General features: G+C 65.0%; 23 protein-coding genes and 1 riboswitch. Of the genes, 21 read left to right on the forward strand and 2 right to left on the reverse strand.

Annotation, left to right across the window (positions count from 1 at the left end; all coding sequences use genetic code 11):
* The first annotated feature begins 164 nt into the window (after nt 1-164).
* The 4 genes from hda (at nt 165) to DFS21_RS15150 (ending at nt 4,971) form a co-directional block, all read left to right on the forward strand.
* Complete coding sequence (gene hda / locus DFS21_RS15135) at nt 165-869, forward strand: DnaA regulatory inactivator Hda (protein WP_031314897.1); 705 nt, start codon at nt 165-167, stop codon at nt 867-869.
* A 125-nt stretch (nt 870-994) separates the two neighbouring features.
* Nucleotides 995-1,630 (forward strand): C40 family peptidase, encoded by a 636-nt coding sequence (locus tag DFS21_RS15140; RefSeq protein WP_031314898.1) that lies wholly within the window; start codon nt 995-997, stop codon nt 1,628-1,630.
* 146 nt (nt 1,631-1,776) lie between these two features.
* Nucleotides 1,777-2,310, forward strand: coding sequence for a C40 family peptidase (locus tag DFS21_RS15145; RefSeq protein ID WP_110701155.1), 534 nt, complete (start codon nt 1,777-1,779; stop codon nt 2,308-2,310).
* A 111-nt stretch (nt 2,311-2,421) separates the two neighbouring features.
* On the forward strand, nt 2,422-4,971 hold the full coding sequence (locus DFS21_RS15150; RefSeq protein WP_111532588.1) for a dermonecrotic toxin domain-containing protein: 2,550 nt from the start codon (nt 2,422-2,424) through the stop codon (nt 4,969-4,971).
* Nucleotides 4,972-4,977: 6 nt separating this feature from the next.
* Here the strand turns inward: DFS21_RS15150 and DFS21_RS15155 are convergent, their stop codons facing one another.
* A complete protein-coding gene (locus DFS21_RS15155; protein WP_111532589.1) occupies nt 4,978-5,556 on the reverse strand; it encodes a hypothetical protein in 579 nt (192 codons plus the stop codon).
* A gap of 149 nt (nt 5,557-5,705) precedes the next feature.
* Nucleotides 5,706-5,924, forward strand: a riboswitch (cobalamin riboswitch).
* Nucleotides 5,925-6,035: 111 nt separating this feature from the next.
* On the opposite strand from DFS21_RS15155, the gene cobO reads away from it, so the two are divergent.
* The 15 genes from cobO (at nt 6,036) to DFS21_RS15225 (ending at nt 18,516) form a co-directional block, all read left to right on the forward strand.
* Nucleotides 6,036-6,647 (forward strand): cob(I)yrinic acid a,c-diamide adenosyltransferase, encoded by a 612-nt coding sequence (gene cobO, locus DFS21_RS15160; RefSeq protein WP_111532590.1) that lies wholly within the window; start codon nt 6,036-6,038, stop codon nt 6,645-6,647.
* Nucleotides 6,644-7,939, forward strand: coding sequence for a cobyrinate a,c-diamide synthase (locus DFS21_RS15165; RefSeq protein WP_110701149.1), 1,296 nt, complete (start codon nt 6,644-6,646; stop codon nt 7,937-7,939). Before cobO ends, DFS21_RS15165 begins: the two co-directional genes overlap by 4 nt.
* Entirely contained in the window at nt 7,936-8,586 is a 651-nt protein-coding gene (gene bluB, locus DFS21_RS15170; protein WP_111532591.1) for a 5,6-dimethylbenzimidazole synthase, read from the forward strand. The genes DFS21_RS15165 and bluB overlap by 4 nt, the downstream gene beginning before the upstream one ends.
* The gene (cbiB, locus tag DFS21_RS15175; RefSeq protein ID WP_111532592.1) at nt 8,583-9,491 is read left to right on the forward strand and encodes an adenosylcobinamide-phosphate synthase CbiB; all 909 of its coding nucleotides are present in this window, start codon (nt 8,583-8,585) and stop codon (nt 9,489-9,491) included. The genes bluB and cbiB overlap by 4 nt, the downstream gene beginning before the upstream one ends.
* On the forward strand, nt 9,484-10,476 hold the full coding sequence (gene cobD / locus DFS21_RS15180) for a threonine-phosphate decarboxylase CobD (protein ID WP_111532593.1): 993 nt from the start codon (nt 9,484-9,486) through the stop codon (nt 10,474-10,476). Before cbiB ends, cobD begins: the two co-directional genes overlap by 8 nt.
* Nucleotides 10,473-11,927 carry a cobyric acid synthase gene (locus DFS21_RS15185; RefSeq protein WP_111532594.1) on the forward strand — a complete coding sequence of 485 codons (1,455 nt, stop codon included), beginning with the start codon at nt 10,473-10,475 and terminating at the stop codon, nt 11,925-11,927. The genes cobD and DFS21_RS15185 overlap by 4 nt, the downstream gene beginning before the upstream one ends.
* Before the next feature lies 1 nt (nt 11,928).
* On the forward strand, nt 11,929-12,450 hold the full coding sequence (gene cobU, locus DFS21_RS15190) for a bifunctional adenosylcobinamide kinase/adenosylcobinamide-phosphate guanylyltransferase (RefSeq protein WP_110701139.1): 522 nt from the start codon (nt 11,929-11,931) through the stop codon (nt 12,448-12,450).
* Nucleotides 12,447-13,502: a nicotinate-nucleotide--dimethylbenzimidazole phosphoribosyltransferase gene (gene cobT, locus DFS21_RS15195; RefSeq protein ID WP_110701137.1), complete on the forward strand. Its 1,056-nt coding sequence runs from the start codon at nt 12,447-12,449 to the stop codon at nt 13,500-13,502. The genes cobU and cobT overlap by 4 nt, the downstream gene beginning before the upstream one ends.
* A complete protein-coding gene (cobC, locus tag DFS21_RS15200) occupies nt 13,499-14,068 on the forward strand; it encodes an alpha-ribazole phosphatase family protein (RefSeq protein ID WP_110701135.1) in 570 nt (189 codons plus the stop codon). Before cobT ends, cobC begins: the two co-directional genes overlap by 4 nt.
* 1 nt (nt 14,069) lies before the next feature.
* Entirely contained in the window at nt 14,070-14,801 is a 732-nt protein-coding gene (locus DFS21_RS15205) for an adenosylcobinamide-GDP ribazoletransferase (RefSeq protein WP_110701132.1), read from the forward strand.
* Nucleotides 14,802-14,894: 93 nt separating this feature from the next.
* Complete coding sequence (locus DFS21_RS15210) at nt 14,895-16,085, forward strand: glycoside hydrolase family 5 protein (protein ID WP_110701129.1); 1,191 nt, start codon at nt 14,895-14,897, stop codon at nt 16,083-16,085.
* A gap of 42 nt (nt 16,086-16,127) precedes the next feature.
* Nucleotides 16,128-16,532 (forward strand): MarR family winged helix-turn-helix transcriptional regulator, encoded by a 405-nt coding sequence (locus DFS21_RS15215; protein ID WP_102683641.1) that lies wholly within the window; start codon nt 16,128-16,130, stop codon nt 16,530-16,532.
* A gap of 64 nt (nt 16,533-16,596) precedes the next feature.
* Nucleotides 16,597-17,799: an MFS transporter gene (locus DFS21_RS15220; protein ID WP_110701127.1), complete on the forward strand. Its 1,203-nt coding sequence runs from the start codon at nt 16,597-16,599 to the stop codon at nt 17,797-17,799.
* Nucleotides 17,796-17,918 carry a hypothetical protein gene (locus tag DFS21_RS26935; protein WP_256205968.1) on the forward strand — a complete coding sequence of 41 codons (123 nt, stop codon included), beginning with the start codon at nt 17,796-17,798 and terminating at the stop codon, nt 17,916-17,918. The genes DFS21_RS15220 and DFS21_RS26935 overlap by 4 nt, the downstream gene beginning before the upstream one ends.
* A gap of 46 nt (nt 17,919-17,964) precedes the next feature.
* Nucleotides 17,965-18,516 (forward strand): glutathione peroxidase, encoded by a 552-nt coding sequence (locus DFS21_RS15225; protein WP_111532669.1) that lies wholly within the window; start codon nt 17,965-17,967, stop codon nt 18,514-18,516.
* Nucleotides 18,517-18,554: 38 nt separating this feature from the next.
* Here DFS21_RS15225 and DFS21_RS15230 read toward each other — a convergent pair whose 3' ends face one another.
* Nucleotides 18,555-18,815 (reverse strand): DUF2798 domain-containing protein, encoded by a 261-nt coding sequence (locus DFS21_RS15230; RefSeq protein ID WP_110701125.1) that lies wholly within the window; start codon nt 18,813-18,815, stop codon nt 18,555-18,557.
* A gap of 116 nt (nt 18,816-18,931) precedes the next feature.
* On the opposite strand from DFS21_RS15230, the gene DFS21_RS15235 reads away from it, so the two are divergent.
* Both DFS21_RS15235 and DFS21_RS15240 read left to right on the forward strand, forming a co-directional pair.
* Complete coding sequence (locus DFS21_RS15235; protein ID WP_110701123.1) at nt 18,932-19,861, forward strand: LysR family transcriptional regulator; 930 nt, start codon at nt 18,932-18,934, stop codon at nt 19,859-19,861.
* 150 nt (nt 19,862-20,011) lie between these two features.
* The gene (locus DFS21_RS15240; RefSeq protein WP_111532595.1) at nt 20,012-20,908 is read left to right on the forward strand and encodes an RHS repeat-associated core domain-containing protein; all 897 of its coding nucleotides are present in this window, start codon (nt 20,012-20,014) and stop codon (nt 20,906-20,908) included.
* The last annotated feature ends 100 nt before the right edge of the window (nt 20,909-21,008 follow it).

The following is a 21,008-nucleotide window of genomic DNA, read 5'->3' on the forward strand; positions in this document are numbered from 1 at the left end:
CCCGGCGGGGGGCGGGCTTGCCCCGCGATGTGCTTGCATTAAACGCAACTGCTTGATTTTACTTGTGCTATTCCCCTGCCGGATTGTGCCGTCCGCGTTGCGGGTATAGACTTTGCACACTGTTCATCAAAGGCCCCCTGTGGTCCCCGCGACCGCCCGCGAGCATGAAACCGATCCAGTTGCCCCTGGGTGTGCGTCTGCGCGACGACGCCACCTTCATCAACTACTACCCCGGCGCCAATGCCGCGGCACTGGGCTATGTCGAGCGGCTCTGCGAAGCCGACGCCGGCTGGACCGAAAGCCTCATCTACCTGTGGGGCAAGCAGGGCGTGGGTCGTACCCACCTGTTGCAGGCCGCCACCCACCGCTTCCAGCAACTGGGCGAGCCCGCCGTGTACCTGCCCCTGGCGCAATTGCTCGAGCGTGGCGTCGAACTGCTCGACCATCTCGAGCAATACGAGCTGGTATGCATCGATGACCTGCACGTGATTGCGGGCAAGGCCGACTGGGAAGAGGCCATGTTCCACCTGTTCAACCGCCTGCGCGACAGTGGCCGGCGCCTGCTGCTGGCAGCCTCCAGCTCGCCGCGGGAGCTGCCGATCAAGCTGGCCGACCTCAAGTCACGGCTGACCCTGGCGCTGATCTTCCAGATGCGCGGGATGTCCGACGAGGACAAGCTGCGCGCCCTGCAACTGCGCGCTTCGCGCCGCGGCCTGCACCTGACCGACGAAGTCGGCCACTTCATCCTCACCCGTGGCACGCGCAGCATGAGCGCGCTGTTCGACCTGCTCGAACGTCTCGACCAGGCTTCCTTGCAGGCCCAGCGCAAGCTGACCATTCCCTTCCTCAAGGAAACCCTCGGCTGGTAGCGCTGAAAACACGGTGCCAGAGCGTCGAAACGGAAAAGTCACATGTTTTTCGATAAAATTTGCAAATGGGTCCGATAGAAGGCATAGTTTCCCCCTTCTAAAGGACTACAGACACGGTCGTGCCCATGCTGAAGCGCTTCGCACCCCTCGTGCCACTTGCACTTGTCACCCTTCTTTACGGCTGTGCCTCCACCGGCCCGGTCGCGCCTTCGCAGGATCAACGCATGGCCACCGAGCAATCGGTCAAGGCCAAGGCTTCCGCTTCTTCCGTATTCACCGAGGAAGAGCTGGCCAGCGAAGATGACCTCGAGGCATTTTCCAGCAACAGCAAGCCGTACCAGTTGCCCGTGCTGGCCGACAGCATTCTCGAACGCGGCATGGCGCTGATCGGTACTCGCTACCGCTTCGGTGGCACCTCCGAGAAGTCCGGCTTCGACTGCAGCGGTTTCATCGGCTACCTGTTCCGCGAAGAGGCCGGCATGAACCTGCCGCGTTCGACCCGCGAGATGATCAACGTCGACGCACCGAAGGTCGCGCGCAACAAGCTCAAGCCCGGCGACCTGCTGTTCTTCAGCACCAACGGTCGTGGTCGCGTCAGCCACGCCGGCATCTACCTGGGTGACAACCAGTTCATCCATTCCAGCAGCCGCCGCAGCGGTGGCGTGCGCATCGACAGCCTGGGCGATCGCTACTGGAGCAAGACCTTCATCGAGGCCAAACGCGCGCTCGCCATGGCGCCGACCACGATCTCGCGCAATTGAATTGATATCAAAATGCTGTACCCTGCCACGGCGGCGTAGCTGAAAAGCTCGCCGCCGTGCGCATTTACAGAAAGCGTCTAATCTAAATTCTCAACTCTTTTTACCTTCGGCCATGGCCGGGGGCTTCCCGACAGGACGTTTACATCATGGCGATGTTGGCGCGCTTCGCATTCTTCTCCCTCGTGGCCCTGCTCGCGGCCTGCTCCAGCCGTGCACCCGCTCCGGCACCGATGGCCAAGGCCCCAATGGTGTTCAACCCATCGCCCTCGTCGCCCGCGGCGGACGATGTGCTGTTCCGAGCCATCGGCCTGGTAGGCACGCCCTATCGCTGGGGCGGCAACACGCCGGACGCCGGTTTCGATTGCAGCGGCCTGATTGGCTACGTGTATCGTGACGCCGCCGGCATCAACCTGCCGCGCACCACCCGCGACATGATCGTCATGCGTGCGCCAAACGTGGACATCAACGCCCTGCAGTCGGGCGACCTGGTGTTCTTTGCCACTGGCGGTGGCTCGCAGGTGAGCCATGCCGGGATCTACGTGGGCGAGGGGCGTTTCGTGCATGCGCCGTCCGCTGGCGGTACCGTGCGCCTGGACTACCTGTCCAACAGCTATTGGGCCAAGGCCTACCTGCAGGCCAAACGGGTGATCCCTGCGGGGCATCTGGCGCAGAACCCTTGATACTGCGCCCACTCTGGCGCGTTGAAAGCTTGCAGGCATATGTATCTACCCCAGCACACTGCGTGCCTTGCCCGATGATGTTCGATTCCACATCCATTTCAGGAATCGAACATGACACCCCTCGAACAGACGCTTTGCCATAACCTTCAGGTGCTTGGCACGGGGCATGCGCTTGCCCGGCTTGTCGACGACGTGCTGCGGGATTACCCGGATCCCTACGAGCTGGCCTTGCGCAATGCACAAGCGATCCTGCAAAGGCATACGGGGAAAAAACTGGACCCAGAGCGGGTATGGTGGCATCAGTTCAATCACGCCAGTTCCAGCAGCCGCAGTTTCACTGGGTGGGTGCACAGCGGGCCGCCGGGCCGCTCCATGGGCTTGCTGCAGTTGATGATCCAGCGCTTCGATCTGCCGTTCCAGGATGCCAGTGACGAGCTGGATGTATACGGCGGTTTCTACCGGCAGGGGCCGGGTGCGGCGTGGTATGACGAGCGCAATGAAGTGCGGCTGCTGGCCCGTGACGTCCAGGCTGACTTCTGGGCATTGGACCTTGGGGCCAAGCATTGTGAGCAGGTGGCCACGTTCTGGTCTCGCCATGCCGAGAATTTTCGCGTACTGGCCAAGATCAACCTGTTGGCTCAAATCGCTGTCGCCCGGGACGCTGGCAGGCTTGCTCCGGATGACGCACAGTGCCTGCGGCAGATGGCGGATCAACACCTGACCGCGATCGGGGTTGCGCCAACCCTCGAAGGGCTGCGCCGACACGCCATGACCCCAATTACCGCGAGCTGGTTTGCCGTAGGCGGTAGCGACCGGGCGGCCATCACCTGTTTACGATTGTCGGGGACGCGGGTGGTGGTGTACCTGCCCTGGGCGCAGGAGGTGTTGCGCGCCTTCGAAACACCTCTGGCAATGGCCGCGTGGCTTCGCCAGCAACTGCAGGACGGCCAGCTGAGGGCAGGCTACCTGGGAGCCCTGACGGCCGATCCCCATGCCGCTGGTGCGGCAGCGATACGCGAGGCGCTGCAGGCCTTGGCCGACACGGACTGTGCGGCGGACGCATTGGCGTTGCTCCTGGCCTCCGCCCGGCCGGTGGTCGGTGATTATTTTGCCTTGCTGGCCGCCCAGGCGCGTGAAGAGATGCGCCGCGGCGCCGAGCGCATCACCAGCAACAGCGAGTTGCGTTCGGGTATGTGGCGCGGCTACCTGGGGGCCTTCCTGAAGATTTTCGGTAGCTTTGCGCCCTTGGGGTGGCCAGCGGCCTTGGTGCTGCTCGGGGCGACAGTGGGCAAGGTCGGCCTGGACGTGGATGCGGCGATTCACGCCAAGGACGCGCAAGGGCGCAAGGCGGCCCTGCGGACCGCGATGCTCGACAGCGTGTTCGCAGCCTTGGGAATGATCGAGGTCGGGTTCGGCAGCAGCTTCGCCTCGTTGTCCCATGTAGTGCCATTCCATGAAAACGACATATCGTTGCGTGGCTGGACCCTCTCGGCAAACCCGGCCGCCGAATTGGAGGTCCGGGTTGCCAACCGGGTACTCGGCGCGCCGATACAGACGCCAGGCCTGCTCCAGGGAATCACAATGGGACCGTCGGGGGATACCTGGATCGCCCTGGAAGGTGTGCCCTATCGCGTGCGCTACAGTTCCGAGCTCGAACACTGGCTGGTCGTGCCATCTGACAATCCCTTTGCCTATGTCCCACTACGGCCAGTGCGATTGTCTTCTGCGGGTGAGTGGGAGTTGTTGGAGCGGCCACGTCTGCTGGGCGGCAGCCCTCCTTCGAGCGGGGCCGGGCTGACCCGCCAGGGGTCGGCATTCTGGGATGAATACATGCGCACCGATCTGGTACGCAGCAATGCGCTCTCGAACATCGCGAAGGCTCGGCATCGTGCGCTGCTGGCCCAGCAGGACATCCTGTTCGTGGAAGAGGAGGGGAGCCCTCAGGATGCAGACGGCTTCTTCCACGTAATGTTGAACGGCGAGCCGGAATACACCTACCGTGATGGCGCTCACTATCGTAACGACCTGATCTATACCTACACCGAGGAAGACTCGCAGATAAACAGCTTCCTGCGCGAAGGGCGGCGGGAATTTGCCTATGGTGACGAAGTGGAGTATCTCAACAAGCTTGCCGACTCTTTGGTGGAGCTGCCAAAGGACAGCGATGTACCTTTGTATCGAGGTGGTTTTGGCGGTCGAGGTACCAGCGGTCAGCATTTTCGCAACGGCCAGCTCAAGGTTGGTGATCTGCTTGTCAGCACCGACCTGACCTCGTTCACGGAAAATCCGTACATCGTGCGTCGTTTTGCCGCTGACACAGATCAGAGCACGGCCACTGGTGTCGAGGGGGTGTTCGACGACACATCAGTGGTCTTCGAGCTGCCTGCAGGACACTATGAGCGTGGGGTGCCGATCACCTTGTTTTCCAGTCTGCCGGCCGAGGCTGAAACGCTGTTTCTGCCGGGCACCTGTTTTCGCATAGAAAACCTGAGCGAAATAGAAGGTGCCGACTATCACTTCGTCAACGTAGTCCTAAGAGAAGTGTCGCGCCCCGCGAGCGGCACATTCTACGAACTGCGTACCGGGCAGCCGTTCGACCTGCAGGCTTACGCCGCCAGGCTCGACAATCAGGCGTTGGCAAGCCGTTTCTTCGAGGACTGATCGTCCTCAGGCCTGCTTGAGCAGCAGTGCTACCCCGGGATAATACTGGCCCGATTCGTTGTGCAGCTTGCGATAGGCATAGGGGAAGTACCAGGCGATCGCACAGGCGGTGTGCTTTTGCAGGTCATCGGCCAAGTCCTGCAGTTCCTCGGGGCTGGCGTGCTGGCCGGCCTTCCACGGGGTGACGAACAGCGCCCCGGCCTTGAGCTGGCTGGCGTAAGCGATCGCCTTGGCCTGGTTGGCGGTTTCCAGTAGCGCCGGCGCCAGGTCGAGGCGGGCAATGCGTGGCCAGCGCTGGCTGGTGTGCAGGTGGATCGATTCCTCGGCGCTGCTGATGGCCAGGTCGCCACGGGCTTCGCGTTCGCCTTCGTCGCGCTGCTTCTTGCTCGTGTACTGCTGCAGCGCCACCAGCTCGGCCTGCCAGGCGGCGGCCGCGAGCAGCCCGGCATTGGCGGGGGCGCCGTGCCAGTACGGGGCTTCGTTGTCGCCCTGGAACTGATTGAAGCGGTCGATGCAGTCGACCCAGCGTTCCAGGGCCGGGCGCAGGAATTCCAGGCGCGGGTTGTTGATGATCAGGCCTTGCATGCTGCGCTCCTTGTATTTGTGATCGAGGTCAGCCGAAATGGTGGCTATGTGATATCACTGCTTTCAGTGTGGCACAAGCTGGCGAATCGGCCATTGATCCAGGCCAGATCGGTCCTCGTTCGATTGACGCTCCCGGTGCAACCCTCTAACCTTCGCGGCGTGTTTCAGGTGCCCGGCGAACCGAGGTTCGGCAGGGTGAAACTGGGAAGCCGGTGGGCGCCAGCAGGCGCGAATCCGGCGCTGCCCCCGCAACGGTAGGTGAGTAGAAGACGGCGTATAGCCACTGGGTACAGGTATCCGGGAAGGCGCGTCGTCCGGGCATGGCCCGCTCACGAGCCCGGAGACCGGCCTGTCACTGCCAACGGCATCACGGAGGGTGATGTGCGGTGTGATGTGGCCTGGGGCCACGGCTCCTGCGCGTTCTCCGTCTGCCCGCCTTTTCCCTGTCGCCCACCGGCGGCAGCCTGCGGAGACCCCTGATGAGCGAATCCACCGAACGCGACGAACGTCACCTGGCGCGCATGCTGCGCAAGAAGGCGATCATCGACGAGCGCATCGCCAATTCCCCCAACGAATGCGGCCTGCTGCTGGTACTGACCGGCAATGGCAAGGGTAAGAGCAGCTCGGCTTTCGGCATGCTCGCCCGCGCCCTGGGCCATGGCATGCAGTGCGGCGTGGTGCAGTTCATCAAGGGCCGCAACAGCACCGGCGAAGAGCTGTTCTTCCGTCGCTTCCCCGAGCAGGTGTGCTATCACGTGATGGGCGAGGGCTTTACCTGGGAGACCCAGGACCGCCAGCGCGACATCGCCGCTGCCGAAGCGGCCTGGGCGGTATCGCGCCAGTTGCTGCAGGATCCGTCGATCCAGTTCGTGGTGCTCGATGAGCTGAACATCGCCCTCAAGCATGGCTACCTCGACCTCGACCAGGTGCTCTCGGACATCCAGGCCCGCCCACCGATGCAGCACGTAATCGTCACCGGCCGCGCGGCCAAGCCCGAAATGATCGAACTGGCCGACACCGTCACCGAGATGGGCATGCTCAAGCACGCCTTCCAGGCCGGTATCCGCGCACAGAAGGGCGTCGAGCTGTGAGTGACTCACGCCAATGCCCCGCCGTGCTGATCGCTGCCCCGGCCTCGGGCCAGGGCAAGACCACGGTGACCGCCGCCCTGGCCCGCCTGCACCGCAACCTCGGGCGCAAGGTGCGGGTGTTCAAGTGCGGGCCTGACTTTCTCGACCCGATGATCCTCGAGCGCGCCAGCGGTGCGCCGGTCTACCAGTTGGACTTGTGGATGATCGGTGCCGAGGAGAGTCGTCGCCTGCTGTGGGAAGCGGCGGGCGAGGCCGACCTGATCCTGATCGAAGGCGTGATGGGGCTGTTCGACGGCACGCCATCGAGCGCCGACCTGGCCCGCCATTTCGGCGTGCCGGTGCTGGCGGTGATCGATGGCACGGCCATGGCCCAGACCTTCGGCGCCCTGGCCCTGGGCCTGGCGCGCTACCAGCCCGACCTGCCGTTCGCCGGAGTGCTGGCCAACCGGGTTGGCAGCCTGCGCCATGCGCAGTTGCTCGAAGGCAGTCTCACCGAAGGCCTGCGCTGGTACGGCGGGTTGTCCCGCGAGCGTGGCATCGAGCTGCCCAGCCGCCACCTGGGCCTGGTCCAGGCCAGTGAACTCAACGACCTGGACGCGCGCCTGGATGCCGCCGCCGAAGCGCTCGGTGCCAGCTGCGATGCCGCATTGCCGCCACCGGTCGGTTTTGCCCGGCCTGAGCCGCTGGGCGTAACCACGCCGCTTGCCGGGGTGCGCATCGGGGTGGCCCACGACGAAGCCTTCGCCTTCACCTATGGCGCCAACCTGGACCTGCTGCGCAGCCTCGGCGCGCAGCTCGAATTCTTCTCGCCGTTGCATGATCGGGAGTTGCCTGATGTAGACAGCCTGTACCTGCCAGGCGGCTACCCGGAGTTGCACCATCAGGCCCTGGCCGCCAACGCTCCCATGCTGGGAGCGATCCGTGGCCACCACGCCGAGGGCAAGCCGCTGCTGGCCGAATGTGGCGGCATGCTCTACCTGCTCGACGCACTGACCGATGTGGCCGGTGTGCGTGCGCCGCTGGCAGGCCTGCTGCCGGGCGAGGCAACCATGCAGAAACGCCTGGCGGCCCTGGCCCTGCAGGCCGTCGAGTTGCCCGAAGGCACCCTGCGCGGCCACACCTATCACCATTCGCTGACCAGCACCGAGCTGGAACCGATTGCCCGTGGCCTGAGCCCCAATGGCGGACGCGGCAACGAGGCGGTTTACCGCCTGGGGCGGCTGACCGCTTCCTACGTGCATTTCTATTTTCCGTCCAACCCCGACGCGGCGGCGGCGCTGTTGCGACCATGAGCGAACACGCGTACAGCGCCGTTGAGCGCGCGGCGATCTACCGGGCCATCGGTGAGCGTCGCGACATGCGCCATTTTGCCGGCGGCGAGGTGGCGCCCGAGTTGCTGGGGCGTCTGCTGGCCGCTGCTCACCAGGCCCCCAGCGTGGGCCTGATGCAGCCCTGGCGCTTCATTCGTATCAGCCAGCGCGGTTTGCGCGAACGTATCCAGGCTTTGGTGGAGGAGGAGCGGGTGCGCACCGCCGAAGCCCTGGGCGAACGCTCCGATGAGTTCATGAAGCTCAAGGTCGAAGGCATCAACGACTGCGCCGAGGTACTGGTGGCAGCGCTGATGGACAAGCGCGAGGCGCATGTTTTCGGCCGCCGCACCCTGCCGGAGATGGACCTGGCTTCGCTGGCCTGCGCCATCCAGAACCTGTGGCTGGCGGCGCGGGCCGAAGGGCTCGGCATGGGCTGGGTGTCGTTGTTCGAGCCGCAGGCCCTGGCCGATCTGCTGGGCATGCCCGCAGGCGCCAAGCCCATGGCGGTGCTGTGCCTCGGGCCGGTGACCGAATTCTACCCGGCGCCGATGCTGGTGCTGGAAGACTGGGCCGAGCAACGGCCGTTGAGTGACATGCTGTACGAGAACCAATGGGGGGAATGCCCATGAGCGTGGCCTTGCTGACCGTGGCCGGCGTGGCCCTGGATGCACTGCTGGGCGAACCGCGGCGGCGCCATCCCTTGGTCGGTTTCGGCAACCTTGCCGCACGTCTGGAGGAGCGCTTCAACGCCGGTGGCCGGGGCTGGCGCAGCCACGGTGTCACGGCCTGGTTCCTGGCGGTGGTGCCGCTGACCTTGCTGGCGCTTATCCTTTCCTGGCTGCCCGCTATCGGCTGGCTGGTGGACGTGCTGGCGCTGTACTGCGCCCTGGGCCTGCGCAGCCTCGGCGAGCATGTGCTGCCGGTGGCCCAGGCGTTGCGCCAGGGCGACCTGGCGGAGGCGCGGCGGCGCGTCGGTTACCTGGTCAGCCGCGAGACCCGTGAACTGGACGAACCTGCCGTGGCCCGGGCGGCCACCGAGTCGGTGCTGGAGAACGGCAGCGATGCGGTATTCGCCGCGCTGTTCTGGTTCGTCGTGGCCGGGGCGCCTGGGGTGGTGCTGTATCGCCTGAGCAATACCCTGGATGCCATGTGGGGCTATCGCAACGAACGTTTCGAGCGCTTCGGCTGGTGCGCGGCACGCATCGACGATGGGCTGAACTATATTCCCGCCAGGCTGGTGGCGCTGACCTATGCGCTGCTGGGCAAGACCCGCCTGGCCCTGGCCTGCTGGCGCAAGCAGGCGCCGCTGTGGGACAGCCCCAACGCCGGCCCGGTGATGGCGGCGGGGGCCGGTGCCCTGGGGGTGGAGCTGGGTGGCCCGGCGGTGTATCACGGCGAGCTGCACGAACGCCCGCGCCTGGGCGAGGGGCCGATGGCCGACGCCGACGCCATCGAAAGAGGCTGGAACCTGGTACAGCGCGGCGTCTGGCTGTGGGTGCTATTGATCTGCGTGGGAGCCTACCTGAATGCTTGAGCACGGTGGCCGCCTGCTACGGGCGGTGAAACAGTACGCGATCCCTCGGCACCAGTGGCTCGACCTGTCCAGTGGTATCGCACCCTGGCCTTACCCGATACCGCCGATTCCCATGGACGCCTGGGCTCGACTGCCCGAGACCGAGGACGGCCTGGAAGCGGCGGCGCGGCGTTACTATGGCGCGCAGCCGCTGCTGGCGGTAGCTGGCTCCCAGGCGGCGATCCAGGCCTTGCCGTACCTGCGTCCGATCGGTCGGGTCGGGGTGCTGACGCCATGCTATGCCGAACATCCGCATGCCTGGGCGCGGGCGGGGCATGCGCTGGTCGAGCTGGATGAGGCCCTGGTCGAGGACGCACTCGACAGCCTGGATGTCCTGGTACTGGTCAACCCCAACAACCCCACCGGCCGCCGTGTGCCGCGCGAACGGCTGCTGGCCTGGCATGCGCGTCTGGCTGCGCGAGGTGGCTGGTTGCTGGTGGACGAAGCCTTCATGGACAACACGCCGGCACACAGCGTGGTCGATCAGGCCGGACAACCCGGGCTGATCGTGCTGCGCTCGTTCGGCAAGTTCTTCGGTCTGGCCGGCGTGCGGCTGGGCTTCGTCGTCGCCGAGGCGGATGTGTTGCGGCAACTGGCCGAGGCGCTCGGGCCCTGGACCGTCAGTGGCCCGACCCGCGTACTGGGGCAGGCGTGCTTCGCCGACGAGGCGACGCACCTGGCGCAGATTGCCCGGTGCGCCCTGGCCAGCCAGCGCCTGGCCAGGTTGCTCGAAGGCGCAGGCTTGCCACCCAGCGGCGGTTGCGACCTGTTCCAGTACGTGCGTGACGAACGCGCCACGCACCTGCACGACTACCTCGCCCGCCGGGGCATCCTGGTGCGGCTGTTCGAGCGACCGTGCGCGCTGCGCTTCGGCCTGCCCGCCACGACGGCTGACGAACAACGCCTGGCCCAGGCCCTGGCGGACTACCACAAGGAATCGGCATGACCACCCTCATGGTGCAAGGCACCACCTCCGATGCCGGCAAGAGCACGCTGGTCACCGCCCTGTGCCGCTGGCTGCTGCGCCAGGGTGTCGCCGTGGTGCCGTTCAAGCCACAGAACATGGCGCTCAACAGCGCCGTGACCGCCGACGGCGGCGAGATCGGTCGCGCCCAGGCGGTGCAGGCCCAGGCCTGCCGGCTGGCGCCGCACACCGACATGAACCCGGTGCTGCTCAAGCCCAACAGCGACACCGGCGCCCAGGTGATCGTCCATGGCCGGGCGGTGACCAGCATGAACGCCGTGGCCTATCACGACTACAAGACCATCGCCATGCAGGCGGTGTTGGCCTCCCACGAGCGCCTGAGCGAAGCCTATCCGGTGGTGATGGTCGAAGGTGCTGGTTCCCCGGCGGAGATCAACCTGCGGGCCGGCGATATCGCCAACATGGGCTTCGCCGAGGCGGTCGACTGCCCGGTGGTCCTGGTGGCCGATATCAACCGGGGCGGCGTGTTCGCCCACCTGGTCGGCACCCTGGAGTTGCTGTCGGCGAGCGAGCAGGCGCGGGTCAAGGGCTTCGTCATCAACCGTTTCCGTGGCGACATCGCCCTGCTGCAACCTGGCCTGGACTGGCTGGAGCAGCGCACCGGCAAGCCGGTGCTGGGCGTGCTGCCCTACGTCACCGACCTGCACCTGGAGGCCGAGGATGGTATCGATACGCGCCAGGGCGAAAAGGGTGAGCGCCTGCTGAAGGTGATCGTCCCGGTGTTGCCGCGCATCAGCAACCACACCGACTTCGACCCGCTGCGCCTGCATCCGCAGGTGGACCTGCAGTTCATCGGCCCGGGCCAGCCGATTCCGCCTGCCGACCTGATCATCCTGCCCGGCTCCAAGAGCGTGCGCGGCGACCTGGCGCAACTGCGCGAGCGCGGCTGGGACACGGCCATCGCTCGGCACCTGCGTTATGGCGGCAAGCTCATCGGCATCTGCGGTGGCCTGCAGATGCTCGGCGAGCAGGTGCATGATCCCCTGGGCCTTGAGGGGCCGGCCGGCTCCAGTGATGGCCTGGGCCTGCTGGCGTACAGCACCGTGCTGGAATCCGAGAAGCAGTTGCGTAATGTGGCGGGTACGCTCGATCTCGAGCAGGCCCCGGTGGCGGGGTATGAGATCCATGCCGGCGTCACCAGCGGGTTGGCGCTGGAGCGCCCCGCAGTGCAACTGGCCGATGGCCGTGCCGATGGCGCCATCAGCGCCGACGGGCAGATCCTCGCCACCTACCTGCATGGCCTGTTCGAGGGTAGCCAGTCGTGCGCCGCGCTGCTGCGCTGGGCCGGGCTGGCCGATGCGCAGACCATCGACTACGAGGCCCTGCGCGAGCGCGATATCGAGCGCCTGGCCGATCTGGTCGAGCAGCACCTGGACACCGCGCGCCTGCGCGAACTGTGTGGAGTCGCCTGAAATGCACAGCCTGATCCTCGGCGGCGCCCGTTCGGGCAAGAGCCGCCTGGCCGAGCAACTGGCCGAAGCCAGCGGCCTGCCGGTGACCTATATCGCCACCAGCCAGCCGCTGGACGGCGAGATGAATGAACGCGTGCGCTTGCACCGCGAACGGCGTCCGCCCCATTGGGGGCTGGTGGAGGAGCCCGTGGCGCTGGCCGCCGTGCTGCACGCCGAAGCCGCCCAAGGGCGCTGCCTGCTGGTGGACTGCCTGACGCTGTGGCTGACCAACCTGCTGATGCTCGATGATGACCAGCGCCTGGCGCAGGAGCGCGACGCGCTGCTCGCCAGCCTGGCGCAACTGCCGGGCACGATCATCCTGGTCAGCAACGAAACCGGCCTGGGCGTGGTGCCCATGGGCGAACTGACCCGCCGTTATGTCGACCTGGCAGGCACGTTGCACCAGGCCGTGGCTGAACGCTGCCAGCGCGTGGTGCTGACTGTCGCCGGCCTCCCTCTCATGCTCAAAGGACCAGCCTTATGACCCCGATGTGGTGGCGTGACGCCTGCCAACCCCTCGACAGCGCCGCCATGGACCAGGCCCGCGCCCGTCAGCAACAGCTGACCAAGCCGGCCGGCTCCCTCGGCCAGCTCGAAGGCCTGGCGGTACGCCTGGCCGGCCTGCAAGGGCGCGAGCGTCCCAGCCTGGAGCGGGTCGCCATCACGATCTTCGCCGGCGACCATGGCGTGGTGGAGGAGGGCATCTCCGCCTATCCGCAGGCGGTGACTGGGCAAATGCTGCGCAACTTCGTCGGCGGTGGCGCGGCGATCAGCGTACTGGCGCGCGAGCTGGACGCCGAGCTGCAGGTGGTCGACCTCGGCACTATCGACGCGGACCTGCACCTGCCAGGCGTGCACCACCTGCGCCTGGGCGCCGGCACCGCCAACTTCGCCCGCCAGCCGGCGATGACCGACGCGCAGCTGGCGGCGGCGTTGCAGGCCGGCCGCGACAGTGCCTTGCGCGCGCTCGACAACGGCGCCCAGCTGTTCATCGGCGGTGAAATGGGCATTGGCAACACCACTGCCGCGGCCGCGCTGGCCAGTACCTTGCTGGGCTGCCCGGCGCGTGAGCTGAGCGGCCCGGGCACCGGCCTGGACAGCGCCGGCGTGCGCCACAAGGCCGAGGTGATCGAGCGCGCCCTGGTGCTGCACGGCCTGCGTGCTGACCAACCGCTGCGGGCATTGGCCTGTGTCGGTGGCTTTGAAATCGCCGCGCTGGCAGGTGCCTACCTGGCCTGCGCCCAGCATGGCGTGGCGGTGCTGGTCGACGGCTTCATCTGCAGTGTCGCCGCCTTGGTGGCGGTGCGCCTCAACCCGCAATGCCGCCCGTGGCTGCTGTTTGCCCACCAGGGCGCCGAGCCAGGCCACAAGGCCCTGCTGGCTGCGCTGGAGGCCGAGCCGCTGCTGGCCCTGGGCCTGCGCCTGGGCGAGGGCAGCGGCGCGGCGCTGGCGGTGCCGCTGATTCGCCTGGCTTGCGCCCTGCACGGGCAGATGGCGACCTTTGCCGAGGCCGCGGTGGCGGATCGCCCGGTATGATTCTCGAGCTGCTGCGTCATGGCGAGACCGAGCTCGGCGGCGGCCTGCGCGGCAGCCTCGACGATGCCCTGACCGAAAGTGGTTGGGCACAGATGCGTCATGCTGTCGCCGATGCCGGCCCCTGGGACGTGCTGGTCAGCTCGCCGTTGCAGCGTTGCGCGTCGTTTGCCGAAGAGCTGGGGGCACGGGTCAACTTGCCGGTGCAACGTGAGACCGGTATGCGTGAGCTGCATTTCGGCGACTGGGAAGGGCAGAGCGCCGCCCAGATCATGCAGGCCGACGCCGATGCCCTGGGGCTGTTCTGGCGTGATCCGTATGCGTTCACCCCGCCTGCGGGCGAGCCGGTGCTGGCCTTTGCCGAACGGGTGCTGGCCGCGGTCGAGCGCCTGCGCCGCGAGCATGCCGGCAAACGGGTGTTGGTGGTGACCCATGGCGGGGTGATGCGCTTGCTGCTGGCGCGCGCGCGCGGGCTGCCGCGCGAGCAACTGTTGCAGGTCGAGGTCGGCCATGGCGCGCTGGTGCGCCTGGCCGTGGCTGAAGACGGTCAGTTGCACGAGGTGCGCTGAGATGCTGCCGTTCTGGATTGCCCTGCAGTTTCTCAGCAGCCTGCCGGTGCGCCTGCCGGGCATGCCGGCGCCACAGGAAATGGGGCGTTCGCTGCTGTTCTATCCCGTGGTGGGGCTGCTGTTCGGTGTGCTGCTGTGGCTGGCCAGCCATCTGCTGCATGGCGTGGCGGCCCCTCTGCACGCGGCCTTGCTGCTGGCGTTGTGGGTGTTGCTCAGTGGCGCGCTGCACCTGGACGGCCTGGCCGACAGCGCCGATGCCTGGCTGGGTGGGTTCGGCGACCGCGAGCGCACCTTGCAGATCATGAAGGACCCGCGCAGCGGGCCGATCGCCGTGGTCACCCTGGTACTGGTGTTGTTGCTCAAGTTCTGTGCCCTGTGGGTACTGGTCGAGCGGGGGGCTGCTGGCCTGCTGGTGCTGGCGCCGGTGGTGGGGCGGGCGGCGCTGCTTGGGTTGTTCCTCGGTACGCCTTATGTGCGGCCCGGTGGGCTCGGGTCGGCACTGGCCGAGCATCTGCCGCGGCGCGGCGCCGCGTGGGTGTTGCTGGGCAGCGCGGCACTCTGCGTCACCTTGGGCGGCTGGTCGGTGCTATGGGTGTTGCTGCTGACGGCAGTGGCGTTCGCCTGGTTGCGACGGGTGATGTGCAAGCGCTTGGGAGGGACCACCGGGGATACCGCCGGGGCACTGCTCGAGTTGCTGGAACTGGTGGTGGTGCTTGGCCTGGCGTTGCAGTAGGTCGCGTCTGAAAAATCCTGCGGGGAAAACGGAAAACCATACCAAGCACTTGTTCTATCCTCGTTCGCTCGCCAACCACCAGGAATGCCTCGCATGCACCACTGGATCCTCGCCGGCCTGCTTGTGCTTGCCGGCATGCCCGCCAACGCCGCCGACCTGATCGACTTCTGGGATACACCTCGCCATGGCGGCAACAGCTTCAATCGCCTGCCCCCGGACCAGGCCTACTTCGATGCCTTGAAAAGCTACGGTGCCAGCTGGGTACGCCTGTCGTACGACAAATGGCAGCCGGCCAAGCGCGATTTCCTGTTGAGCAATGCCGACGATTACCAAGGCTTGGCTGCCAGCGATCTGCGGCAGCTGGTCGAAGTGCTAGACCGCGCCCACGCCGCTGGGCTCAAGGTGGTCATCACGCCACTGTCGCTGCCTGGCATGCGCTGGGCGCAGAACAACCAGGGCCGTTTCGACGACCGGCTGTGGCACGACAAGCGTTTCTGGACCCAGTCCGCGCGTTTCTGGCGTGATGTTGCCCTGGCGCTCAAGGATCACCCGGCCATCGCCGCCTACAACCTCGTCAACGAGCCTGCGCCTGAGAAACAGGGGGACCTGGCCGAGCATGCCGATCTTGCCCGGATGAAGCAGTGGTACGCCCGCGAGCAGGGAGGGCCGCGTGACCTGCCTGCGCTCTATCGGCAACTGGTAGCGGCGATCCGCGAGGTCGACGGCAAGACGCCGGTGATGGTCGATGCCGGCTGGTACGCTGCTGCCGACGCCTTCGGCTACTGGCCCGCGGCGCTGGAGGACGAGCGCGTGCTGTACAGCGTGCATATGTACGAGCCCTATGCCGCCACCAGTGCGCCGAACCTGGCGCGGCGCGAGCCATACGCCTACCCGGGGCCGGCACCGTTCGCCGGGAAGACGCAGCAGTGGGACGCCGGGCAAGTCGCGCACTACCTGCAACAACCGGTCGATTGGGCTGATGCCATCAAGCTGCCTCGTTCGCGCCTGGTGGTTGGCGAGTTCGGTTGCATGCGCCGCCTGCCCGGTTGTCGGCAGTACCTGGAGGACGTCCTCACGGTGCTTGACCGCCAGCAGTTGCATTGGGCGTTCTATAGCTTTCGCGAAGACAGCTGGGACGGCATGGACTACGAACTGGGTTCGGCCAAGGTGCCGTGGCGGTACTGGCAGGCGATCGACACGGGAGCGCCTGATCCACTGGTGCGCAAGGCCGCGGCGGAGTTCGAGCCGATCCGTCGGCGGCTGCAGCCCGGAATCACCCCTTGAAATGTCTTGCAACGTCGTTGATGCGGGTATATACACGTATCCATGCTGACCAGTGAATGCATCTGTACCCATCTACGTCGTGCCGCCCGTGGGGTGAGCCGGCATTACGACGAGGCCCTTGTCGGCTTCGGCATCAATGTCGCCCAGTTTTCCCTGCTGCGTCATGTCCAGCGCCTCGACCGCCCCAGTATCACCTGCCTGGCCGAGGCCATGGGCCTGGAGCGCAGCACCTTGGGTCGCAACCTCAAGGTGCTCGAGGCCGAGGGCTTGGTGCGGCTGGCCGACGGAGAAGACCAGCGCAACCGTGTGGTGCTGTTGAGTGAGGCGGGCAGGGCATGCCTGGATGCCGCCTACCCGGCCTGGCAGCAGGCCCAGGCGCAACTGGTGAAGCGGCTGGGTGAGGGGCAGCGCGACGAGTTGGTGCGCTTGCTGGAGCAACTCGCCTGATACACGACGATTAAAAGCGGGTATATACCCGCATAAACCTTGCGATGGGCTGGAGACAACGACAATGACTTCCCTTTGGCGGAGCAGCGGTTGGGTACTTCTGGGGGCGGCGCTGATCCTCGCGCTGTCGCTGGGGGTGCGGCATGGTTTCGGCCTGTTCCTGGCGCCGATGAGCGCCGATTTCGGCTGGGGCCGCGAGGTATTTGCCTTCGCCATTGCCCTGCAGAACCTGATCTGGGGCCTGGCCCAGCCGTTCACGGGTGCCCTGGCCGACCGCCTGGGCGCGGCCAAGGTGGTGGTCATCGGCGGTATTCTCTACGCAGTCGGGCTGGCGATGATGGCCTTTGCCGATTCGGCCTGGTCGCTGTCGCTCAGTGCCGGCCTGCTGATCGGCATCGGCCTGTCCGGTACTTCGTTCTCGGTGATCCTCGGCGTGGTCGGTCGCGCCGTGCCGGCGGAGAAGCGCAGCATGGCCATGGGCATCGCCAGCGCCGCCGGCTCTTTCGGTCAGTTCGCCATGCTCCCAGGCACCCTGGGGCTGATCCAGTGGCTGGGCTGGTCGACAGCCTTGCTGGTGCTGGGCCTGTTGGTGGCCTTGATCGTGCCGTTCGTGGGCATGCTGCGCGACCGCCCGCTGCCCAGCCATGGCGCCGAGCAGACCCTCGGCCAGGCATTGCGTGAAGCGTGCGCGCATTCCGGTTTCTGGTTACTGGCGCTGGGCTTCTTCGTCTGTGGTTTCCAGGTGGTGTTCATCGGCGTGCACCTGCCGGCCTACCTGGTCGACCAGCACCTGCCGGCGACTACCGGCACCACCGTGCTGGCGCTGGTAGGCCTGTTCAACATCGTCGGCACCTACACCGCGGGCTGGTTGGGTGGGCGCATGTCCAAGCCGCGCCTGCTGACCGGCCTGTACCTGCTGCGCGCCGTGGTCATCGTGCTCTTCCTCTGGGCGCCGGTGACCCAATACAGCGCCTACCTGTTCGGCATCGCCATGGGCCTGCTGTGGCTGTCCACGGTACCGCTGACCAATGGCACCGTGGCCACGCTGTTCGGCGTGCGCAACCTGTCGATGCTCGGCGGCATCGTGTTCCTGTTCCACCAGCTGGGTGCGTTCCTTGGCGGCTGGTTGGGCGGCGTGGTGTATGACCAGACCGGCAGCTATGACCTGGTGTGGCAGATCTCGATCCTGCTCAGCCTGCTGGCCGCGGCGCTCAACTGGCCGGTGCGCGAACGCCCGGTCGCCCGCTTGCAGGCCCAGACGGCATGAACCGCCTTCTCGGCCGCGGCCTGCTGCTGGTTGCCGCAGTGCTGGTATTGGCGCTGGTGTGGTGGGGCTGGCACAAGGGTGGCCTGGCACTGATGCAGTTGGGCATGAGCCTGTGTTAAGCGCTACCCTGCACAGTCAAGGAATCATGTGCAGGAGACCGATATCATGCATGCCCGCTGGCTGACCCTACCCCTGCTGGCCCTGGCCGCCGCCACTTCGAGCTGGGCGGCGGACTGCCCGGCGCTGCTTCAGAGCAGCCTGCCCGAGCTGCGGGGCAAGGAGCAGATCGACCTGTGCCAGCGCTTTGCCGGCAAGCCACTGGTGGTGATCAATACCGCCAGCTACTGCGGCTTCGCCCCGCAGTTTGAAGGCCTGGAGGCGACCTACAAGGACTACCGCAAGCAGGGCCTGGAAATGCTCGGCGTGCCGTCCAATGACTTCAAGCAGGAGGACGCCGACAGCGAGAAGACCGCCACGGTCTGTTACGCCAACTACGGCGTGACCTTCACCATGACCAAGACCCAGGTTGTTCGTGGCAAGGATGCGATCCCGATGTTTGTCGAGCTGGCTCGGCAGAGCAGTGCACCGAAGTGGAACTTCTACAAGTATGTGGTGGATCGCAAGGGCAAGGTGATCGGTAACTTCTCCAGCCTGACCAAACCGGATGATCCGGCGTTCAAGGCGGCGATCGACAAGGCGATTGCTTCGCAGCCTTGAAGGCGTTCAGGAATAGGCGCGGGGTGTCTGGCCTAGCGTTATTCAGGGTGTACAGTCAGTGACACCAGCCGGAGGACTACAGGCCGAACCATCAGCACACAGAAAAACGCCACTGGCATCGCCAGTTGATAAGCCTTCAGCACATTGTGCAGGTAGTCGACATCGATCCCGCCGTTGGCTGCGGTAATCACAAAGCACATTAGCAGTGCCATGATGGCTGACATGTAAAAAGCAAAAACATAGGGCGTTGTGCCTCGGTGCAGCTTGCGTCGGCGGCGCGGGGTAGCGAATCCAGTCATGGTACTTCCTCGATGATGGGGTGGATGCGCAGGTTAGCAACGGCTGTGCGAGGTGCTGTAGACCTTGATTGGTGAGTTCTTTATAAAGAGAAACTTACGAATCAGCCAGGCATCCCATGGACCTACTCAACGCCATCCGCAGTTTCATCAAGGTCGTCGAGGCTGGCAGCATCGCCGGTGGAGCCCGCAGCCTGGGACTTACTCCAGCGGCCGTGAGCCAGAACCTGGCACGGCTCGAGACACACCTGCAGGTACGGCTTTTGTCCCGTACTACCCGCAACATGGCCCTGACTCCGCCTGGCAGCTTGTACTACGAGCGTGTACGGCATATCGAGCGCGACCTTGCCCAGGCCGAGCAGGCGGTTATCACCCCGGACAGCGAGCCCCAAGGGCGGCTGTGCATCGCCTCGACCTCGGCCTTCGGCCGGCATGTGCTGGCGCCGTTGATCCCGGCATTCAGCGCCCGTTACCCGCTGCTTTCGATAGAGTTGGTGATGGCTGATCGCAAGGTCAATCACGCTCTCGAAGATGTGGATGTCAGCCTGCGCATCACCCCGCAGTTGGAAGACCACCTGCTGGCCCGGCATATCGCCCGTATTCCATTTGTCTGCTGCGCGTCGCCTGGCTACCTGGCCAGGGCTGGTCGGCCCACCGCCCCGGAAAACCTGCAAGACCACAGTTGCCTGGTGTTCCGCTACCCGGTGGATGGGCGCTTGCTGCCCTGGGGCTTCATGCGCGACGGGCTGCGTTTCGAGGCCCGGTTCGGCAGGGTATTGATCAGTGACGACATCGATGCGCTGACCCAGATGACCCTGAATGACGGCGGCATTACTCGCCTGGCGGAGTTCGTCGTGCGTCCGCACCTGGATGCCGGCCGGCTGGTGCCGTTGTTTGAAAACAATGGCGGTGGCCACGCTTATGCCCGGACTGAACCGATGGATGTCTATCTATGCTTGGCCGACCGCTTTGCCCTGACGACCAAGATGCGTGTATTCATGGAGTACCTGCAACAGTGCCTGGGTGAAAAATGGCCCGTGCAGGCATGAAAAAACCGCCACAAGGGCGTTTTTTTCATGCAGCGGTATAATAGGCCCAGCATGGAGTGAAAGGCGGGCTGACCTGATATTTTTGCCAGTTACCTCCGGCGCCTGAGTGATGCACGCTTGCTGAAAGATCACACATGCGCGGAGAGCATCATGGCACTGCAAAATCTAACACCATGTGACCAGCAACATTCAGTTCTGGCGTCGGCAGGTACTGCTCGAAGCTATCCGCCTTATGGTGCATTGCCAGCAGCCATTGGCCCACGGCTGGCGTATTGTGGTCAGGCGCGTGAAGCATCGACGGGCTTTTATCACTTGGGTAATGGGTATCGAAGTTATGATCCTTGCTTGATGCGTTTCTTGTCTCCCGATGCGTTGAGCCCGTTCGCAAAGGGAGGCATCAATGCATATACCTATTGTGCTGGAGATCCGATCAACTATCAGGATCGAAATGGTCGGGCGCCTCTACGTAATACTTTGCCGGCGATTGGCGCACCTGGTTGGAACCTTAGAGGTAATATGTTCCAGTCCGTCCCTAGCCCTGGAATTACTTCCCCAAGACCGACCTCGACACAAACTCATGACATAAGTACGTCGCCTTCGCCGGCAGGTGTCCTAGGGGTGGATGAATATGCATTGGTGCCTGCTTCAGCAGCTGCTGCTATGGTGCATGCACTGGTGGGCTTTAAACAGCTTGGCAGTAATCGCAAAGCAGCGCTTGCTAATTTTTTTGCAGCAGGCGTCCATGCCGTGGGGGCGGGCGTTGCGGCAGTGGAGTCTCGAGCGGGTTATTGGAGCGATAATCCCGGCCAGGAAAACCTACAAATTGGTCAATTCAGCTTTGGGGTGTTATCAAATGTTGTAAAAGGTGCACAAGTTGCAAGTAGCGCTTATGCAGCTTATCTGTCTGTGCCTGGTTCTAATACAAGGGCTAATGGTGGGCAGTCAGAAATTGATATTGAGCTGCAGGTGCTTAATTCAGGTGCTAGTTCTTCGTCAGCTGCAGCTGGAAATAGTCTAGAGGGCACGCAATTGCGCAGCAGCAGTTGAGCACCTTTTGGAGACAGTCATAATCGAAGGATTCGTCCGAAGTCCAGGGGCCGGGTGTCGACTTTACTGCGTCAGCGCACGCCCGTTGAGGTGTGAGGTG

The organism is Pseudomonas sp. 2848 (genome assembly GCF_003253945.1).
Taxonomy (GTDB): Bacteria; Pseudomonadota; Gammaproteobacteria; order Pseudomonadales; family Pseudomonadaceae; genus Aquipseudomonas.

Coding starts and splice junctions, on each gene's coding strand:
- hda (WP_031314897.1), top strand. CDS start 165: ATGAAACCGATCCAGTTGCCCCTGGGTGTGCGTCTGCGCGACGACGCC.
- DFS21_RS15140 (WP_031314898.1), top strand. CDS start 995: ATGCTGAAGCGCTTCGCACCCCTCGTGCCACTTGCACTTGTCACCCTT.
- DFS21_RS15145 (WP_110701155.1), top strand. CDS start 1,777: ATGGCGATGTTGGCGCGCTTCGCATTCTTCTCCCTCGTGGCCCTGCTC.
- DFS21_RS15150 (WP_111532588.1), top strand. CDS start 2,422: ATGACACCCCTCGAACAGACGCTTTGCCATAACCTTCAGGTGCTTGGC.
- DFS21_RS15155 (WP_111532589.1), bottom strand. CDS start 5,556: ATGCAAGGCCTGATCATCAACAACCCGCGCCTGGAATTCCTGCGCCCG.
- cobO (WP_111532590.1), top strand. CDS start 6,036: ATGAGCGAATCCACCGAACGCGACGAACGTCACCTGGCGCGCATGCTG.
- bluB (WP_111532591.1), top strand. CDS start 7,936: ATGAGCGAACACGCGTACAGCGCCGTTGAGCGCGCGGCGATCTACCGG.
- cbiB (WP_111532592.1), top strand. CDS start 8,583: ATGAGCGTGGCCTTGCTGACCGTGGCCGGCGTGGCCCTGGATGCACTG.
- cobD (WP_111532593.1), top strand. CDS start 9,484: ATGCTTGAGCACGGTGGCCGCCTGCTACGGGCGGTGAAACAGTACGCG.
- DFS21_RS15185 (WP_111532594.1), top strand. CDS start 10,473: ATGACCACCCTCATGGTGCAAGGCACCACCTCCGATGCCGGCAAGAGC.
- cobU (WP_110701139.1), top strand. CDS start 11,929: ATGCACAGCCTGATCCTCGGCGGCGCCCGTTCGGGCAAGAGCCGCCTG.
- cobT (WP_110701137.1), top strand. CDS start 12,447: ATGACCCCGATGTGGTGGCGTGACGCCTGCCAACCCCTCGACAGCGCC.
- cobC (WP_110701135.1), top strand. CDS start 13,499: ATGATTCTCGAGCTGCTGCGTCATGGCGAGACCGAGCTCGGCGGCGGC.
- DFS21_RS15205 (WP_110701132.1), top strand. CDS start 14,070: ATGCTGCCGTTCTGGATTGCCCTGCAGTTTCTCAGCAGCCTGCCGGTG.
- DFS21_RS15210 (WP_110701129.1), top strand. CDS start 14,895: ATGCACCACTGGATCCTCGCCGGCCTGCTTGTGCTTGCCGGCATGCCC.
- DFS21_RS15215 (WP_102683641.1), top strand. CDS start 16,128: ATGCTGACCAGTGAATGCATCTGTACCCATCTACGTCGTGCCGCCCGT.
- DFS21_RS15220 (WP_110701127.1), top strand. CDS start 16,597: ATGACTTCCCTTTGGCGGAGCAGCGGTTGGGTACTTCTGGGGGCGGCG.
- DFS21_RS26935 (WP_256205968.1), top strand. CDS start 17,796: ATGAACCGCCTTCTCGGCCGCGGCCTGCTGCTGGTTGCCGCAGTGCTG.
- DFS21_RS15225 (WP_111532669.1), top strand. CDS start 17,965: ATGCATGCCCGCTGGCTGACCCTACCCCTGCTGGCCCTGGCCGCCGCC.
- DFS21_RS15230 (WP_110701125.1), bottom strand. CDS start 18,815: ATGACTGGATTCGCTACCCCGCGCCGCCGACGCAAGCTGCACCGAGGC.
- DFS21_RS15235 (WP_110701123.1), top strand. CDS start 18,932: ATGGACCTACTCAACGCCATCCGCAGTTTCATCAAGGTCGTCGAGGCT.
- DFS21_RS15240 (WP_111532595.1), top strand. CDS start 20,012: ATGGCACTGCAAAATCTAACACCATGTGACCAGCAACATTCAGTTCTG.